Genomic DNA, 16,676 nt, shown 5'->3' with positions numbered 1-16,676 from the left:
GTACGAAGGGCGGAATCCATTGGCCCGATCTCGCCATCTGGTGTGGCGCAGTCTGCGCATGCTCCGCCCGGTACGCGGGCTGCTCGTCGTGCTCCTGCTGCTCGGGGTGGTGGCGTCGGCGTTGCCGTACCTCACCGTCGCGGCCTTCGGGCCCATGATGCAGGTGGTTGCCGACGCCGGTCGCAGTGGAAACCTCAGCGGGGTCTGGGATTTACGCGGGCCTCTGGTCGCCCGCGACAACGGTCTGCTGCGGTCACTGGCGGGTTCGGTGCCGTTCGCGGTGATGCTGGCGGTGTGGGCCGGTTCGCTCCTACTGGCCCAAGGCATGTACTTCGTCAATGCGTGGGTCGGCACCAAGGTCGAGCGGGCGCTCGTGGTCGACATCCGGCAACGCGTGCACGACCACATGCAAACCCTGTCTCTCGACTTCTTCACCGGGTCCCGCAGCGGTGAGCTGATCCAACGCGTCACGACGGAATCTGCTGGTGTGCAACGTCTTCTGACCGACTGCCTGCTGCCACCCGTCATCGACGCCGTGGTGCTCGTGGTGGTGATCGGGTACCTGTTGGCCATCTCATGGCAGATGACCGTTGCCGCATTGCTTCTCACGCCGCTGGCCCTGCTCGTCCTGAGATTCGCCGGCCGCCAGGTGCAGGCCGTGATGCGCCGAGTGATGAACGCCAACCGCACCATGGCCTCCGAGGTCGAGCAGACCGTCAGCGGTATCGCGGAGATCCAGCTGTTCAACGCTCAACCGGTGCGCAGCAGAAGGTTTCGTGCCGCGTCGCAGGATGCCGCCAAGAGCGACGCCGATTCGGTCGTGTGGATGCAGGCCACCGTGAACGGATCGCAGATCTTCGTCGCCCTCAGCACGGTCGTCGTGCTGATCATCGGCGTTGCCTACAGTGCGACGTTCGGCCTGACATTCGCCGGGCTCTTGGTGTTCGCGGGCATGGTGCCGACGATGTTCGGTGCGGCGCAACGGGTTCTGGGTGCCTACACCACCTACCAGTCCGTGGCGCCGAACGCCGCGGCAACCTACGAGTTGCTCGACACCCAGCCCACGGTGCACGAACCCGCGGACGCCGTCGACCTCGGGCACGTGCGCGGCAACGTGGTCTTCGAGGACATCGCGTTCGGCTACACCTCGGATCGACCGGTGCTCGACGGATTGTCGTTCTCCGTCGCCGAGGGCGAGACCGTGGGCATCGTCGGTGGCATCGGGTCGGGCAAGTCGACCGTGTTCAACCTCGTGCTGCGGTTCCTCGACCCGCAGCGCGGGCGGATTCTGCTCGACGGTCATGACATCACCGGCGTCACGATCGCGTCGTTGCGCGACGAGGTGTCCAAACTCGCGCAGTTCCCGTTCTTCACCAAAGACACCATCCGCGAAAACATTCGGCTGGCTTCTCCGTCGGCAACCGATGCTGAGATTCGGGCGGCATGCACGCTGGCCCACATCCACTCGGTCATCACCGATCCCACGAAGATGGCCGACGGATACGACACCGTCGTCGACGTGCAGGTGCCGTCCGGCGGGCAGAAGCGCCTCATCGCGCTCGCCCGCTGTCTCCTGCGCCGGCCTACGGTGCTCCTGCTCGACGAGCCGACCGAGAACCTCGACGCCGACGAGCGCGCCAGACTCATCGGAGTGATCCGTGGCTACGCGAAGGAGCGCACGTGTCTGGTGATCAGCCACGACATGGACTTCATCGCGGGCGTCGCCGATCGCATCCTGGTCCTGGAGAGCGGCCGAATCACGCAGTCGGGGGACCATCAGTCGCTCTTGGCGCAGGGAGGGTTGTATCGGCGGTTGTATGAGGCTGGTGCCGTTGTTGGGTGAGGCCTCAATGTCTCCGCGGTCTCACGGTCGGCGCGGTCTCACGGCCGGCGCCGGGCGAAGGTCATCACGATGTCGCGGATGGGCTCCTCTCTAAGAGCTCCCCAGTGCGGGCCGACCGCGAAGCCGGCATCGGTGGCGACGAACCGATAGCCCGGCAGGTCGCGGCGCGGGGTGAACGGAAACTTCATGTGCCACAACCGTTCTGCAACCGCCACGGCCGCCTCGGTGGGCATCGGCCGGTCAATTCCCAGCGGTATGCAGATGTCCTGGGTGTGCACCAGGATGTCCATCAGCGGATCGACTTCGGCCGTCAGCGGTGGTCGTTTTCTCGAACCGGCCATGGCGCGCAGTCTTGCGGTGATCTCTTGTGGGCTCTGCGGGTCATTGATCGCCGCATTCCGGACCATGGCATCGAAACGGAAACCCGACTTCAGCGCCCCCACCACCAGCTCCTTGCGGCCGACGTGTGACTGCGTGATGTGGACTGCGACATCACGCACCGTCCAGCCGTCACACAGCGATTGCGTCGCCCACTGTTCCGGGGTCAAAGTGTCGAGCAGATCGGCAAGTGCAGTCCGCTGCTCATCGATCGTGCGCCAGATCGCGTCGGAGTCCATGGAGCCGATGACGGGAATCGAACCCGCGTATTCAGCTTGGGAAGCTGATGTTCTGCCATTGAACTACATCGGCGGTGTGGCTAGGAAGATTAGCATCCGCGCCCTACCTATACGCTCGTCGGGTGCTGCTCTCTGACCGCGATATCCGAGCCGAGATCGCCGCGAAGCGCCTGTCCATCGAGCCGTTCGACGACACGCTGGTGCAGCCGTCCAGCGTCGACGTCCGGCTCGACAGCTTGTTCCGCGTGTTCAACAACACCCGGTACACCCACATCGACCCGGCGCTTCAGCAGGACGAGCTGACGTCGTTGGTCGAACCCAAGCAGGGGGAGCCGTTCGTCCTGCACCCGGGGGAGTTCGTGCTGGGGTCGACGCTGGAACTGTGCACGCTGCCCGATGACCTGGCGGGCCGGCTCGAAGGCAAGAGCTCACTGGGCCGGCTCGGCCTGTTGACGCACTCGACGGCGGGCTTCATCGATCCGGGTTTCTCGGGCCACATCACGCTGGAGTTGTCCAACGTCGCCAACCTGCCGATCACGCTGTGGCCGGGGATGAAGATCGGACAGCTGTGCCTGCTGCGGCTCACCAGCCCGGCCGAGCATCCCTACGGCAGTGCCAAGGTCGGCTCCAAGTACCAGGGTCAGCGCGGGCCGACCCCGTCGCGATCGCATCTGAACTTCATCAAGTCCTAGCGCCTGGCGAGTGGCCAGTTATGTACGTCAGACGCGTCAAATGCGTGCATAGGTGGCCAGTGGGCGCCACCGAGCTCAAACCTCACTCCCCGGCCCCACGAGCGTGCACAAAGTGCTGGTCAAACACGACGTGGCGGGCAACAGACACGCACGCTCGCGGAGCCAACCCGAGCCCAGGACACACGTGAGCTTTCAGTAACCCCGAGGCAACACGAAACATCCCGGAAACACCTTTGCCGCGTGGCTGAAACGCGGGGCCGACATTCTCGTCGGAACCGAAGGAGTCCGAGTTGTCTCACATCGACCCCGCCGCGACCGCCTGGTTGTTGGCGAGCACCGCATTAGTCCTGTTGATGACGCCAGGCCTGGCGATCTTTTACGGCGGCATGGTCCGCACCACCGGCGTGCTCAACATGATCATGATGAGCTTCATCTCGATCCCGCTGGTCACGGTGGCGTGGCTGGTGGTCGGCTACACGCTGGCGTTCTCCGGCGGGGGCGGTTTCATCGGAGACCTCGAACACATCGGGATGGCCGGCATCAACCCTGACACCGCCCATGGCGCGGTCCCTGAGTTGTTGTTCGCGACGTTCCAGCTGACCTTCGCGATCATCACCGCGGCGCTGGTCAGCGGGGCGATCGCGGACCGGGCGCGGTTTGCCGCGTGGATGGTGTTCGTGCCGGTGTGGGCGATCGTGGTGTATGCGGTCGTCGCCCACTGGGTGTGGGCCCCGACAGGCTGGCTGGCCCGCCTCGGCGTGCTCGACTACGCCGGCGGACTCGTCGTCGAGATCGTCTCCGGGTCGTCGGCCCTGGCCCTGGCGATCGTGCTGGGCCCGCGCATCGGCTTCAAGAAGGAAGCCATGCGCCCGCACAATCTGCCATTCGTTCTCCTGGGCGTCGGGCTGTTGTGGTTCGGCTGGTTCGGCTTCAACGCGGGCTCGGCGCTCGCGGCCAACGGCACGGCCGCCGCGATTTTCCTCAACACCCTCATCGCCGGCTGTATGGGCATGTTGGGCTGGCTCACGGTCGAGCAGATCCGGGACGGCAAGCCGACGACGTTCGGCGCGGCCTCGGGTGTGGTGGCCGGTCTGGTTGCGATCACGCCGTCGTGCGGCACGGTGAACACCCTCGGCGCGGTCGTGGTGGGGGTGGCCGCAGGCGTGGTGTGCTCGTTCGCGATCGGGCTGAAGTTCCGTTTCGGGTACGACGACTCTCTCGACGTCGTCGGCGTGCACTTCGTCGGCGGCGTGGTCGGCGTGCTGCTCATCGGTTTCCTGGCCACCGAGGTGATGACGCAGGGTCCACAGGGCTTGTTGTACGGCGGGGGTTTGGTCCAGCTGGGTAAGCAGTTGTTGGCGGCGGTCGTGGTCGCGGCCTACGCGTTCGCGATGTCCTACGGGCTGGCCAAGCTGATCGACCGGTTCATGGGTTTCCGCCTCAGCCCCGAGGACGAAACCACCGGCGTCGACTTCACCCAGCACGCCGAGACCGCGTACGCCGAGGGTGTGCACGGGCACCTGCCGCCGCGTCGGCCCGGACCGTTCGGTCCGACGTTGGGACTGCGGCCGGAGTCTGCCGAGGACGAGCAATCCGGCTGATCTGCCGGGCCAGAAACGAGCGTGCGCAGACTGCTGCTGAAACACGGCGTGTTGGGCAGCAGACACGCACGGTCGCGGAAATGAGGCAATCCGGCGCGAACTGGCTGGCGCCGTCCGCCGTAATACCGAGTAGGGTCTAACTAACCGGCGTCGGCGGGCACCGTGTCGTCGCGGTCCGACCAGAACAAGAGCCATCAGCTAATGCGTTCGGGTGTAACGATCGAGCTGTTTGCGTCGATGAAAGTTCTAGTTGTCGGCTCGTGCGGGATGTGTGCGCAATGGCGACTCACGTAGTGCAGCAAACACTTTGGAGGGCTTGGTGGACATCGTATTAGGTGTGTCGATGACACCTACGACGGTCCGCATGGTGCTGGTCGAGGGGGAGAAAGCCGACGGCGTCACCGTCGATCACGACGTCTTCGACGTCAACGGCGGCGACGGCTCGGCAACCATGAGTGCGGCGGATCAAGTGGTCGCGGCGGTGCTCGGAACCCAAGAGAGCGCCGTGGCGGGCGGGCACCAATTGAAGGCGACCGGGGTCACGTGGACCGACCATTCGGACGCCTCCGCGTTGCGCGACGCCCTGACCGCACACGGGATCGACGACGTCATGCTGGTGTCGGAAGGGCACGCCGCCGCGGCCTTGGCCCAGGCGGTCGGTCACGCGGTCGGCTATGACACCACGGCGCTGCTGTTCATCGACCGCGACGCGGCGACGCTGTCGGTGGTCAAGACCGACGACGGTTCCGTGGTCAAGGTGCTGGGCCGCAGCCTGCACAGCAGTGACGCGATGGCCGTGCTCAGTGAGCTGGCCGCCGCCGTCGACGCGCAGGACGCCGCGCCGCAGGCCATGTTCGTGGTCGGCTCGGGCGTCGACGTCAGCTCGGTCAAGGCCCAGCTGGAGAACCTGGTGTCGCTGCCCGTCAGCGCGCCCGACGAACCCGAACTCGCGCTGGCCCGGGGCGCTGCCCTGGCGGCGGCGAATGCGCCTGCGCTTGAGGCGTCCACCGTCGGTCTGGCCTACTCGCAGGATCCTGACGGCACCACGGCCGGTAGCGCATACGCCGGCCTGGCTGCATTGCCCACCGAACTGGCGCCCGTCGGCACCGAGTTGGATGCGTTCGAATCCGTTGCCGACGACGTTCCGGTCGACGAGGGGCGCAAGCCGTTCCTGCTGGTCGGTAGCGCATTGACCTCCATTTTCGTCATTGGCGTTGTCGCGCTGGTCATTTCGCTGGCGGTCAGCATCCGCCCGACCGTCGACCAGCGGCCCGCCCCCGCGCAGGGCGCGGTGATCCCGGCCGCCCCGGTCAAGCCCGCGGCACCGGCCCCCGCGCCGGTCCCGGAGGCGCAGCCCGCGCCGCAGGCGCCGCCACCCGCACCGCCGCCGGAGACCATCAAGGCTCCGATTCCGGTGGTGCAGGAGGCCCCGCAGCCGCGCACGGTCGTCGTCGACCAGCAGCCCGCGGCCGTCCCGCAGGCCCCGCCTCCGGCGGCGCCCGCCCCCGCACCCGAGGCACCGCCACCACCGCCGCCCGCGGCACCGGTGCCGGTCCTGCCCGCCCCCGCGCCGATCTACAACCCGCCGGGCTACATCCCGCCGGTGGTGGTGCTCCCGCCGCTCCTGCGTCCCCCGGTGATCGACCCGCCGCGGCGCTCACCGTGGCAGCCGCCGTGGCAGCGTCAGCCCGTCGACGAGCCCGACTATCCGTGGCAGCCGCCGTCGCGGCAGAACCCGGACTACCCGTACCCGGGCAACTCCGGTAACGGCTCCGGAGACTGGGGCCCCGGTTCCAACTCCGGCGGAGGCTCGGGCGGCTGGAACCCCGGTTCCGGTTCCGGCGGACGCGGTGGCGACAACGGCTGGAATCCTGGTTCGGGTGGTCACGGCAATGACGGCGGCAGCCGTGGCGGTAACGGCGGCGGCTCCATCTGGCCGTGGCCGTTCGGTGGCGGACACTAGCCACCACCAACCGTTACCTGACGTTGGTTTGCCGCTCAGGGTGACGTAGCGGCTCGCTCATTCGCGCGGCCTATTCAGGCAGTATGCGATGCACCGTATTCGGAACCGGTTACCTCGGCGCCACCCACGCCGCCGGTATGGCAGAGCTCGGCCACGAGGTCGTCGGGGTCGACATCGACCCGGGCAAGGTGGCCAAGCTGGCCTCCGGCGACATCCCGTTCTATGAGCCCGGGCTGCGGAAGGTGTTGAACGACAACCTGTCCGCCGGGCGCCTGCGGTTCACCACCGATTACGAGGAAGCCGCCGACTTCGCCGACGTGCACTTCCTCGGCGTCGGGACACCACAGAAGAAGGGCGATTACGGGGCCGACCTGCGTCACGTGCACGCCGTCATCGACAGCCTGGTGCCGCGGTTGCGCCGCCCGGCGGTGATCGTCGGCAAGTCGACCGTTCCGGTGGGTACCGCCGCGGACCTGTCCAAGCGGGCCCGCGACCTGGCCCCCGAAGGTGTCGACGTCGAGGTGGCCTGGAACCCCGAGTTTTTGCGGGAGGGCTTCGCCGTGCACGACACGCTGCATCCCGACCGCATTGTTGTTGGGGTGCAGGCGGATTCGGTACGGTCTGAGGCCGCGGTGCGGGAGCTGTACGCGCCGCTGCTCTCGGACGGCGTGCCTTTCCTGGTCACCGACCTGCAGACCGCCGAGCTGGTCAAGGTTTCGGCAAATGCCTTCCTTGCCACCAAGATCTCGTTCATCAACGCGATCTCCGAGGTGTGCGAGGCCGCCGGCGCCGACGTCACGCTGCTCGCCGACGCGCTCGGCTACGACCCGCGCATCGGGCGGCGCTTCCTCAACGCGGGCCTCGGTTTCGGCGGGGGCTGCCTGCCCAAGGACATTCGCGCATTCATGGCCCGTGCCGGTGAGCTCGGCGCCAACCACGCGCTGACCTTCCTGCGCGAAGTCGACAGCATCAACATGCGGCGCCGCACCGCCATGGTGGAGCTGACCACGCGGGCGTGCGGGGGATCGCTGCTGGGCGCCAACATCGCGGTACTGGGTGCGGCGTTCAAGCCCGAATCCGACGACGTGCGGGATTCACCCGCGCTCAACGTGGCGGGCATGCTGCAGCTCAACGGGGCCACCGTGAACGTCTACGACCCCAAGGCGATGGAGAACTCGCAGCGGGTCTTTCCCACACTGAACTATTCGACGTCGGTTGTCGAGGCCTGCGAGCGGGCCGACGCGGTGCTGGTGCTGACCGAATGGCAGGAGTTCCTGGACCTCGATCCCGACGCGTTGGCCGGTACGGTACGCGCGAAAGTCGTTGTCGACGGCCGCAATTGCCTGGACGTGCAGCGATGGCGGCAGGCCGGATGGCACGTGCATGCGCTGGGCCGCGCGACCAGCACTGTTTGACACTTGTCCAACAATCCCGCCGGTCGTAGGCTCGGGGCATGCGGGAACGGATCCGTTGGTTTGCCCTGCACGGCGTCATTCGCGGCATGTCCGCGATGGGACTGCGGGACGGGGACCCTCAGGCCAGGCTGATCGCCGATCCGCAGGTACGCGCGGATCCGACGGCCTTCGCCGACGAGATGCGCGTGCGTGGCCCGGTGATCCGCTGCCGCAAGGTGTTGTTGACGTTCGATCACACCGTCGGGCACGAACTGCTGCGGTCAGAGGAGTTCCGGGTCAGCAAGCTGGGAGCGAATCTGCCGAAACCCTTGCGGTGGATCGTCGACAAGACCGACACGGGGCTGCTGCACCCGATCGAGCCGCCGTCGCTGCTGTCGATCGAACCACCCGACCACACCCGGATGCGCAAGCTGGTGTCGTCGGTGTTCACCACACGCGCGGTGGCCCGACTGCGCGAACGCGTCGAGGAAACCGCGGCCGAACTGCTTGACGGACTTGGGAACACCGGCGCACCCACAGATGTCGTCGGCCGGTATTGCGCCAAACTGCCCGTCGCGGTCATCGGCGACATCCTCGGTGTCCCCGAGTCCGACCGCCCCAACATCCTGCACTTCGGTGAACTGGCCGCACCCAGTCTCGACATCGGCCTGTCGTGGCCGCAATACCAGCGGGTCAACGAGGGCATCGCGGGCTTCGATCACTGGCTCACCGGTCACCTGCGGCACCTGAGGAGCGATCCGGGCGAGGATCTGATGAGTCAGATCATCGCCGCGTCCGACAGCGGGCAGGCAGGCGAACCGCTCACCGAGCACGAGTTGAAAGCCCTGGCCGGGCTGGTGCTGGCGGCCGGTTTCGAGACCACGGTCAACCTGCTGGGCAACGGGATCCGGATGCTGCTGGACCACCCCGAGCATCTTCAGACGCTGGCCGCGCGACCCGAATTATGGCCCAACACAGTCGAAGAGATCTTGCGGCTGGATTCGCCGGTGCAGATGAGCGCGCGCATGGCAGCGCGCGACACCGATGTCGCGGGTACCGCCGTGCAGGCCGGCGAGCTCATCGTCATCCACCTGGCCGGCGCCAACCGCGACCCTGCGGTGTTCGCCGACCCGCACCGGTTCGACATCGAACGTGAGAACGCCGGGCGGCACCTGTCGTTCTCCGGTGGCCGACATTTCTGCCTGGGCGCCGCGCTGGCCCGCGCCGAGGGGGAGGTAGGCCTGCGCGCGTTCTTCGAGCGCTTCCCCGACGCCCGGTTGGCGGGCGGAGGCGTTCGGCGCGACACCCGCGTGCTGCGCGGATGGTCGACTCTGCCGATCGCGCTCGGCACCGCGCGTGCAGCGGTAAGTTCGTAATGTGGACTTCCGAGCCGCTCTGCTCGATCAGACCCGCGCCTTCGGGGAATTGGTTGCCACCGGCGATCCCGAGACGCACATCCCGACCTGCCCCGACTGGACGCTCAAACAGCTCTTCCGCCACGTCGGTCGCGGAAACCGTTGGGCAGCACAGATAATCGCCGACCGGAGAACCAGCGCACTGGATCCTCGTGAGGTCCGCGACGGCCGTCCACCCGACGACACCGCTGAGGCGATCACCTGGCTCAACGACGGTGCGGAGCTGATCCTCAAAGCCGTCGACCAGGTCGGTACCGACGCGCGCGTGTGGACGTTCCTGGGGGCCAAACCCGCCGGCTGGTGGATCCGCCGTCGCGTGCACGAGGTCGCCGTGCACCGCGTCGACGCCGCGCTGGCGTTGGGGGTGGCCTTCGACCTACCGCCGGAGCTGGCCGCCGACGCGATCAGCGAGTGGCTGGACCGGACGTGTGTGGAGGCGACGAAAGCGCACCACACGCCACTGCACCCCGGACAGACGCTGCACCTGCACGCCACCGATGACGGATTGGGGCCGACCGGGGAGTGGACCGCCTACAACGAGGACGGTGAGATCTCGTGGTCGCACGACCACGGCAAGGGCAGTATCGCGGTGCGCGGGAGCACCACGAACCTGCTGCTCGCGCTCACCCGCCGGGGTACGGTGGCCGACCTCGGGCTGGAGACCTTCGGCGACACCGCCGTCTGGGACCGGTGGCTCGAGCACACCCCGTTCTGAGTGGCGTACGTTTCGTTCATGACCACATCCGAGATCGCGACGGTTCTGGCCTGGCATGACGCGCTCAACGCGCGGGATTTCGGCACCCTGGACCGGCTGTGCAGCGACGATATCGAGTTCGGTGACGCCCGAGGGGCCGCACAGGGTCGTGCTGCGCTGCGGCAATGGGCCCAGGAGCTGGGCGAAACCGTGACGGCCGGGCAGATGTTCGTGCACGACGGCGTGGTGGTCGTCGAGCAGACCATCGCAGACTCCGACGGCGAGACCGATACCTCGGCGTCGGCGTTCCGGGTGGTACGCGACCACGTCACCTCGGTGTTTCACCACCGCGACCTGGCAGCGGCACTCGCGGCGACCGATCTGACCGAGAGTGATCTTGTCTAAGGCGTGAGAACGGGCATGCCCGGGTACTTCTCCGGGCATGACGGCACCGCGATTGCACGCTGACCCGCGTGACGCCGCCGAAGCTCAGCGCACCATCGACGCGGTGACATCGGCGTTCACCACGCGCGTCGTCGGCCAGGATCACCTGCGCGAATCGATGCTGGTGTGCCTGCTCGCCGGTGGCCATCTGCTCATCGAAAGCGTTCCGGGGCTGGCGAAGACCACGGCGGCACGCGTCGTCGCCGAATCCATCGACGGCACCTTCCATCGCATTCAATGCACCCCCGACCTGTTGCCCAGCGACATCATCGGCACCCAGATCTACGACGCGGGAGCCGCTGCGGAGTCGGCCTTCAGCATCCGGCTCGGCCCGGTGCACGCCAACATCGTGCTGCTCGACGAGATCAACCGGTCCAGCGCCAAGACCCAGAGCGCCATGCTGGAGGCGATGGAGGAACGGCAGACCACCATCGGCGGCATCGAATACCGGCTGCCCGAGCCGTTTCTGGTGATCGCCACCCAGAACCCGATCGACCAGGAGGGCACGTATCCGCTGTCGGAAGCCCAGACCGACCGGTTCATGCTCAAAGACATCGTCGGCTACCCGTCGGTCGAGGACGAGATCGAGATCGTCGCGCGGATGGACGCCGGTCTCTACGCCCGCGACCGACCATCGGACGCCGTCGTCACCGTCGGCGACATCCGCCGGGCGCAACGCATCGTCGCCTCGGTGTACATGGATCGAGGCCTGGTCGAGTACGCCAGCCGGTTGGTGAACGTCACCCGGGAACCGGGCAGGCACCTGCCGGCCAACCTGGCGCGGCTCATCGAGTACGGGGCCAGCCCCCGCGCCACCCTGGCGTTCTGCCGAACCGCGCGCGCGATGGCAGTGCTGCGGGGGCGTGACCATGTGGTGCCCGACGACGTCGCCCGCCTCGCACACCGGGTGCTGCGGCACCGGCTGATCCTCGGATTCGAGGCCGCCAGTGCCCGCGTCACGCCGGATGTGGTGGTCGACGCGGTGCTGCGCGCGGTGCGGGTGCCGTGAGGCCGCCATGGGCAAGTACCTCGATTCTGCCAAGGCGTATGTCGGCCGTGACGCCGGCGGTCTGCTCGAAGGTGGCCACTACGCGCTGATCCACACGCGCAGCCTGGAGTTCGACGAGTTGCGGCCCTACGTACCGGGGGACGACGTCCGCGACATCGATTGGACAGCGACCGCGCGCTCCGGGCACACGCTGGTCAAGCGATTCGTCTCCGAGAAGCATCACAAGATCCTGGTCGTCACCGACACCGGGCGCAACGGCCGTGCGCTGGCGCCCTCGGGTGAATTGAAATATGTGGTGGCCCTTCATGTCATCGGCGCTGTCGGTCTGATGACCCTGCCGCGCTCCGACGAAATCGGCATGGTGCTCGGCGACCGTCGCGGCTGTGTCGACATCCGGTTGCGGCGCGGGGAGACTCACATCGAGAGCATGCTGCACCGCTACCAGCAGCACGCCACGGACGATGATCCCGCGCCCAGCGACATCATCGTCCAATTGAGCTGGGTGGCACGGCACTACCGGCACCGGCTGCTGATCGTGGTGGTCAGTGACGAACCGGACATCAGTGACAGGCTCGCAGAGGTGCTGTGTTCCTTGACCGCGCGTCACGACGTGCTGTGGGCGATGGTTGCCGACATGCCCGCCGTGCATCCCGACGCCCAGCATCGGAAGAGCTATGAGATCACCGATGGGCGACCGATTCTGGATGACTTGGACGCCGACGTGATCGAGGCCTATCGGCGGGCCGAAGCGCAACGGCGCGAGCAGCTGACCGAGTTCCTGACCTTGCAACGGATACCGCACGCGCGGATCACCGGAAGCGCCCGCATCCTGCCGGCTCTCACCACGATGACCGGGGTGTATACGCGTGCCCGATGATCTGCTCTCGCATCTGATCGGGCCGTCACCGTACGCATCGGCGTGGTTGTGGACCGCGGTGGTCCTGGTGTTCGGCCTGATCGCCTGGTACGCGGCAGTTTTCGCACTGACCTCGCGACGCCGGCTGCGGGATCTCCCGGTGCTGGGTGCCGCGCGGGACGAGCTGATCCGGCGCCGGGCGGTCCGCGCTGTTCGCACCATCGGAAACCGTTATCGGGCAGGCGAACTGGAACCTGGCCCGGCCGGCGCCGCGGTGAGCGGTGAGCTGCGCTCCTTCCTGCACGCCGCGACGGGGATGAACGCCGAGTACATGCAGGTCGAGGCCATGGCCGTCGGTAAGCTCGCGCCTGCGGCGCCGATCCTGTTCGAACTCAACGATGTTCAGTTCAATCATCGGTCCGTGGTCGATGTGGGTGCGCTCAGCGAGGCGACCGAGGAGCTGATCCGCGAATGGACCTGATCTGGTGGGTGGTGGCGATGGCCGGTTGCCTCGCACTCGCCGGGTGCGTCGGGCTCGCGGTCCTTTGGCCCCGCCAGGTGTCGCGGGAACAGCTGCGGCCGTTGGCCAATACCGGTCGGCTCACCCGGTTGCCGGAATATCAGCGGGCAGCGCGGCGACGCGCCTTGACCATCGTTGCCATGATCGCCTTGCTGGTGGTCGCATTCGTGGCATCGTTGTTGGTCGCTGCGCGTCCGACAGGACTGCCGTCCTGGGCCCGCAACGCCCAGAGTTCGGCACCCGAGGACATCATGGTGTGTGTCGGCGGCGCGCAGAACAGCCCCGGGGTGGCGGCGACACTGAAGTACTTCGCCGACCGGATCACCACGTTCGGCACCCAACGCATCGGGCTGACCTCGGCCAACCGCCGCATCGTGCCATTGACGCGCGACTATCAATACGCCGCAGCACGATTCGCCGACTACGCACAGCCGCAGGGCGGACCGTCGTTGGTGGCGCCGGTGTCCTATGCCGACTACATGCCGAACGCCGAAGACGTGGTGGCGATGTGCGTGACGGGCTTGCCGCCGTTCGACCGCACAGCTGACCAACGGCGTTCGCTGATCTACGTCGGTCCCCAGACATCTTCCGGTGGTGCTCCGGGGTTGTTCACCGCCGACCGCGTGGCCGATTTGGCGCACCAGGCGGGGGTGCAGATCAACGTTCTCACGACCGGGTCCGCCACCGGGCCGCTGACCGACGTCGCCCACGCCACGGGTGGGCAAGCGTTTTCGGCGGACTCCGATGTGACGGCCCACCTCGACCAGATCCGCAAACACCCACCGGCAGCTCCGCCGGGAGCAGGCGCGGCCCGGACGATGGAGTCCCCGGAGATTCCGGCCATCGTGGCGCTGAGTGCGGTCGTCGTCCTGATTGCCCTCGTCGCGATCCGCCGGCGTGGCACCACTCGGTGGCGAATCGGCCTGATGGCCGGTGCGGCAGTGCTTCTGGCGATCGCCATCGCCCGCCCCGTGATCGGCGGATCCACCCCGCCACCCGCAGTCGCAGGTGCTCACGACCCGAGCATCTTCGTGCTGGTCGACCGGTCTGCGGACATGGGAGTCTCCGATGGGCAGGGGCGTAGCCGGCTGGCTGCGGCACGTGACGACATCGCCACCCTGATGGACCGCTACCCGAACGCCCGGTTCGCCGTCATCTCCTTCGCGTCCCGACCGGCACTGAATTGGCCGTTGTCGCAGGACAACTGGAGCCTGAGACCGATTGTCGACGCCATCACGCCGTACGCGTCGACCCCCGCCCAGGCTGCTCAAGCCGACGTCGGCGCCGCCTCCACAGTGCTGCGCTATCAGCTGTTCGGTGCCGTGCAGCAGTACCCGCGGGCGCAGAATCTGGTCTTCTATCTCGGGGCGGGAGCACCCGAATCGCAAGAGCCGGACCGTGCATTCGACCCGCCTGCCGGAGCGATCGACGGCGGTGCGGTGTTGGCCTACGACGCGGCAGGCGAACCAGCATTGCAGGCCGTTGCCGGACAACTGGGAGTGCCACTGCTCACGCGCGGCGGTGACGGACCGCTCACCGGATGGGCCGAGAACCCCGTGCACGAGACCGTGCCCACAACCGCCGCCGCGACCGGGTTCGAGACGTACTGGATCGTGGCGATGGGTGCGGCGGGCCTCGTTCTCATCGAGTTGTATCTGGTGCTACGGCAATTCGGCCGTACCCGGCTCGTCACACCGGAGTCGCCATGACCACGCGCCGGCGGCTTCTGGTGTACTCGGCCCCGATCGTGGCGGTCGTGATTCTCGTTGTCGTCAAATGCCTTTCGGTGGTCATCGCGGGCAATTTGGCGGCGTCGCACTTCACTGCCCGCGACACCGGCGCGCTGCACCGCGACGTCGCCACGCTGTCGGTGCTCAATGTGGCAGAACCGGCGAAGGCGCCGTTCGCGGCGGGCACCCTGGCGGTGCTGCAGAACCGGCTGGACGACGCCGACCGCGAATTCTCGGCGGCACTGGCGGCCAGTGGGTCCGAAACCTGCTCTGCCCGGGTCAATCTCGTCCTGGTCCGCGAGACCATGGGAGACCGGTCGATGGCGGCCCTTGATGGCCGCGGCGCGCTCGACCACTATCTCAGCGCACGCCAACTCGTCGAACAGGCGCCGCACGGCTGCTTCGCCGGCAATCGCGATCCGGACGAGCCGCGGCGGGCCGTGCGCGACCAGAGTGCAGCCCGCCTCGACAGCAAGATCGCCGCGGCGCGGGCCGCAGTGCCGCCACCGCCGCCGGTGCCCGTCGTCCCGCCGGCAGGTGCGCCCCCACCGGCGGCGGGTACGGCACCGGAAAACCCCGACGCGAGACTGCGACTCGATCCAGGAGCCGGCGACCCGTTCGACCGGCTGCAACAGATCCTGCGCGACGCGCAGCGCTAACGGTGTGAGTGCCGTTCGGGCGTGGCCAGCACGGCCGCGATGCCCGTCGTCAACGGAACCGACAGGGCCAGAGCGATACCGCCCACCGCGGACCGGGTGATCTCGATGGCCACGCTCTCACCGGTCAGCACGTCGCCGAGGGACCGGTTGGCCACGCTGAACAACAGCAGCAGTGGCAACGCGCTGCCCGCGTAGGCCAACACCAGGGTGTACACCGTACTGGCGATGTGATCGCGGCCCACCCGCATGGCGCCCAGGAAGACGGAGCGGCGGGTGCCGCCGTGCTCGGCCAGCTCGAACACCGTCGAGGCCTGCGTGACGGTCACGTCGTTGAGCACACCGAGTGAGCCGATGATGAACCCGGCCAACAGCAGACCCGTGATCGACACGTTGCCGAGATACGCCGCGACCTCGTTGTTCTGATCCTCCGACAGACCCGTCAAGTGCGCCACTTCGATTGCTCCCCACGACAACAACGCGGCGAGCAGCAGGGCGGCCAGGGTGCCCAGCAGGGCAGCGCTGGTTCGCAGGCTCACTCCGTGGGCGAGATAGATGACCGCGTACAAGATCGCCGCAGAGGCCACCAGCGACACCGGGACGGCCGAGGCGCCGTCGCGCAGCGCGGGCAGGAGGAAGACCACCAGCACCACGAACGCCACGGCGATACCGATCAGTGCGCGTAGCCCGCGCCAGCGTGCCACCGCGACGATCACCACCGCGAAGACGGCGGCCAGCGCGGCCAGCGGCCAGGTGCGTTCGAAGTCGAAGAACGCATACGTCGTCGTTCCCCCGTCGTCGACCTGCCGGCTCAGCCGGACGTTGTCCCCGACAGCAAGATGCGGCTGCCCGGGCCCGTTGGTGAACTCCAGCAGCGTGTTGGCGCCCTTGTTGGGCCCCGAATCGATCGCGATCAGGTTCTGCACACACTGGCCGCCGCCGGGTGGGGCCGGGGTCGGATTGGCGGTGAGCACCCCGCCGGTCGACGGGCTGCCACAGTCGACCATGCGGCTGGAGAGGACATGCCCGGCCTCGGTGGTCACGGCGCCGCCCGCCGCGTTCTGGAACGGCAGCGGAATGGCGACCTTCTGCTGACTCGGCCACAGCAGGGCCAACCCGGCCAGGACCGCGATACCGATGGCGATCAGCAGACCGACGACGACCTTGGCGGCCAGCGGACCCAGCGGGGCAGGACCGCCACTGAGTGAGTGCGAGTGCGAGTGGGAATGCGCCACCCGCACA

At 67.6% G+C, this 16,676-nt stretch carries 15 protein-coding genes and 1 tRNA gene; 13 read left to right on the top strand and 3 right to left on the bottom strand.

The window, feature by feature from the left end; translation table 11 throughout:
* Nucleotides 1–58 precede the first annotated feature (58 nt).
* The gene (locus BTO20_RS32975; RefSeq protein ID WP_087083012.1) at nucleotides 59–1,843 is read left to right on the top strand and encodes an ABC transporter ATP-binding protein; all 1,785 of its coding nucleotides are present in this window, start codon (nucleotides 59–61) and stop codon (nucleotides 1,841–1,843) included.
* A gap of 38 nt (nucleotides 1,844–1,881) precedes the next feature.
* Here the strand turns inward: BTO20_RS32975 and BTO20_RS32970 are convergent, their stop codons facing one another.
* A complete protein-coding gene (locus tag BTO20_RS32970) occupies nucleotides 1,882–2,460 on the bottom strand; it encodes a maleylpyruvate isomerase family mycothiol-dependent enzyme (RefSeq protein WP_087080250.1) in 579 nt (192 codons plus the stop codon).
* Nucleotides 2,460–2,533, bottom strand: a tRNA-Gly gene (locus tag BTO20_RS32965). Before BTO20_RS32965 ends, BTO20_RS32970 begins: the two co-directional genes overlap by 1 nt.
* Nucleotides 2,534–2,582: 49 nt before the next feature.
* Here BTO20_RS32965 and dcd point away from each other — a divergent pair.
* From dcd to BTO20_RS32905, 12 genes are all read left to right on the top strand, one after another.
* Entirely contained in the window at nucleotides 2,583–3,152 is a 570-nt protein-coding gene (gene dcd, locus BTO20_RS32960) for a dCTP deaminase (RefSeq protein WP_087080248.1), read from the top strand.
* A gap of 290 nt (nucleotides 3,153–3,442) precedes the next feature.
* On the top strand, nucleotides 3,443–4,753 hold the full coding sequence (locus BTO20_RS32955) for an ammonium transporter (protein WP_087080246.1): 1,311 nt from the start codon (nucleotides 3,443–3,445) through the stop codon (nucleotides 4,751–4,753).
* Nucleotides 4,754–5,072: 319 nt separating this feature from the next.
* On the top strand, nucleotides 5,073–6,716 hold the full coding sequence (locus BTO20_RS32950) for a DUF7159 family protein (protein WP_087080244.1): 1,644 nt from the start codon (nucleotides 5,073–5,075) through the stop codon (nucleotides 6,714–6,716).
* 83 nt (nucleotides 6,717–6,799) lie between these two features.
* Nucleotides 6,800–8,131 carry a UDP-glucose dehydrogenase family protein gene (locus tag BTO20_RS32945; protein WP_087080242.1) on the top strand — a complete coding sequence of 444 codons (1,332 nt, stop codon included), beginning with the start codon at nucleotides 6,800–6,802 and terminating at the stop codon, nucleotides 8,129–8,131.
* Nucleotides 8,132–8,169: 38 nt separating this feature from the next.
* On the top strand, nucleotides 8,170–9,486 hold the full coding sequence (locus BTO20_RS32940; protein ID WP_198344154.1) for a cytochrome P450: 1,317 nt from the start codon (nucleotides 8,170–8,172) through the stop codon (nucleotides 9,484–9,486).
* 1 nt (nucleotide 9,487) lies between these two features.
* Nucleotides 9,488–10,240: a maleylpyruvate isomerase family mycothiol-dependent enzyme gene (locus BTO20_RS32935; protein WP_087080240.1), complete on the top strand. Its 753-nt coding sequence runs from the start codon at nucleotides 9,488–9,490 to the stop codon at nucleotides 10,238–10,240.
* Between the two features lie 18 nt (nucleotides 10,241–10,258).
* Nucleotides 10,259–10,624: a nuclear transport factor 2 family protein gene (locus BTO20_RS32930; RefSeq protein WP_087083008.1), complete on the top strand. Its 366-nt coding sequence runs from the start codon at nucleotides 10,259–10,261 to the stop codon at nucleotides 10,622–10,624.
* A gap of 37 nt (nucleotides 10,625–10,661) precedes the next feature.
* Nucleotides 10,662–11,672 (top strand): AAA family ATPase, encoded by a 1,011-nt coding sequence (locus tag BTO20_RS32925; protein ID WP_087080238.1) that lies wholly within the window; start codon nucleotides 10,662–10,664, stop codon nucleotides 11,670–11,672.
* Between the two features lie 7 nt (nucleotides 11,673–11,679).
* Nucleotides 11,680–12,549, top strand: coding sequence for a DUF58 domain-containing protein (locus BTO20_RS32920; protein WP_087080236.1), 870 nt, complete (start codon nucleotides 11,680–11,682; stop codon nucleotides 12,547–12,549).
* Nucleotides 12,539–13,009, top strand: coding sequence for a hypothetical protein (locus tag BTO20_RS32915; RefSeq protein ID WP_087080234.1), 471 nt, complete (start codon nucleotides 12,539–12,541; stop codon nucleotides 13,007–13,009). Before BTO20_RS32920 ends, BTO20_RS32915 begins: the two co-directional genes overlap by 11 nt.
* Nucleotides 13,000–14,757: a vWA domain-containing protein gene (locus BTO20_RS40795; RefSeq protein ID WP_087080232.1), complete on the top strand. Its 1,758-nt coding sequence runs from the start codon at nucleotides 13,000–13,002 to the stop codon at nucleotides 14,755–14,757. Before BTO20_RS32915 ends, BTO20_RS40795 begins: the two co-directional genes overlap by 10 nt.
* Nucleotides 14,754–15,437 carry a hypothetical protein gene (locus tag BTO20_RS32905; protein ID WP_087080230.1) on the top strand — a complete coding sequence of 228 codons (684 nt, stop codon included), beginning with the start codon at nucleotides 14,754–14,756 and terminating at the stop codon, nucleotides 15,435–15,437. Before BTO20_RS40795 ends, BTO20_RS32905 begins: the two co-directional genes overlap by 4 nt.
* Here BTO20_RS32905 and BTO20_RS32900 read toward each other — a convergent pair.
* A complete protein-coding gene (locus BTO20_RS32900) occupies nucleotides 15,434–16,669 on the bottom strand; it encodes a YibE/F family protein (RefSeq protein WP_087083006.1) in 1,236 nt (411 codons plus the stop codon). The genes BTO20_RS32905 and BTO20_RS32900 overlap by 4 nt on opposite strands.
* Nucleotides 16,670–16,676 lie beyond the last annotated feature (7 nt).

The organism is Mycobacterium dioxanotrophicus, from assembly GCF_002157835.1.
Classification (GTDB): Bacteria; Actinomycetota; Actinomycetes; order Mycobacteriales; family Mycobacteriaceae; genus Mycobacterium; species Mycobacterium dioxanotrophicus.
This window is presented reverse-complemented; position numbering and strand designations above follow the sequence as displayed.

What these genes read in the sequence shown, in the direction of transcription:
- BTO20_RS32925 (WP_087080238.1), top strand. Translation starts at nt 10,662, where the DNA reads ATGACGGCACCGCGATTGCACGCTGACCCGCGTGACGCCGCCGAAGCT.
- BTO20_RS32945 (WP_087080242.1), top strand. Translation starts at nt 6,800, where the DNA reads ATGCGATGCACCGTATTCGGAACCGGTTACCTCGGCGCCACCCACGCC.
- BTO20_RS32940 (WP_198344154.1), top strand. Translation starts at nt 8,170, where the DNA reads ATGCGGGAACGGATCCGTTGGTTTGCCCTGCACGGCGTCATTCGCGGC.
- BTO20_RS32920 (WP_087080236.1), top strand. Translation starts at nt 11,680, where the DNA reads ATGGGCAAGTACCTCGATTCTGCCAAGGCGTATGTCGGCCGTGACGCC.
- BTO20_RS32970 (WP_087080250.1), bottom strand. Translation starts at nt 2,460, where the DNA reads ATGGACTCCGACGCGATCTGGCGCACGATCGATGAGCAGCGGACTGCA.
- BTO20_RS32905 (WP_087080230.1), top strand. Translation starts at nt 14,754, where the DNA reads ATGACCACGCGCCGGCGGCTTCTGGTGTACTCGGCCCCGATCGTGGCG.
- BTO20_RS32975 (WP_087083012.1), top strand. Translation starts at nt 59, where the DNA reads ATGCTCCGCCCGGTACGCGGGCTGCTCGTCGTGCTCCTGCTGCTCGGG.
- BTO20_RS40795 (WP_087080232.1), top strand. Translation starts at nt 13,000, where the DNA reads ATGGACCTGATCTGGTGGGTGGTGGCGATGGCCGGTTGCCTCGCACTC.
- BTO20_RS32930 (WP_087083008.1), top strand. Translation starts at nt 10,259, where the DNA reads ATGACCACATCCGAGATCGCGACGGTTCTGGCCTGGCATGACGCGCTC.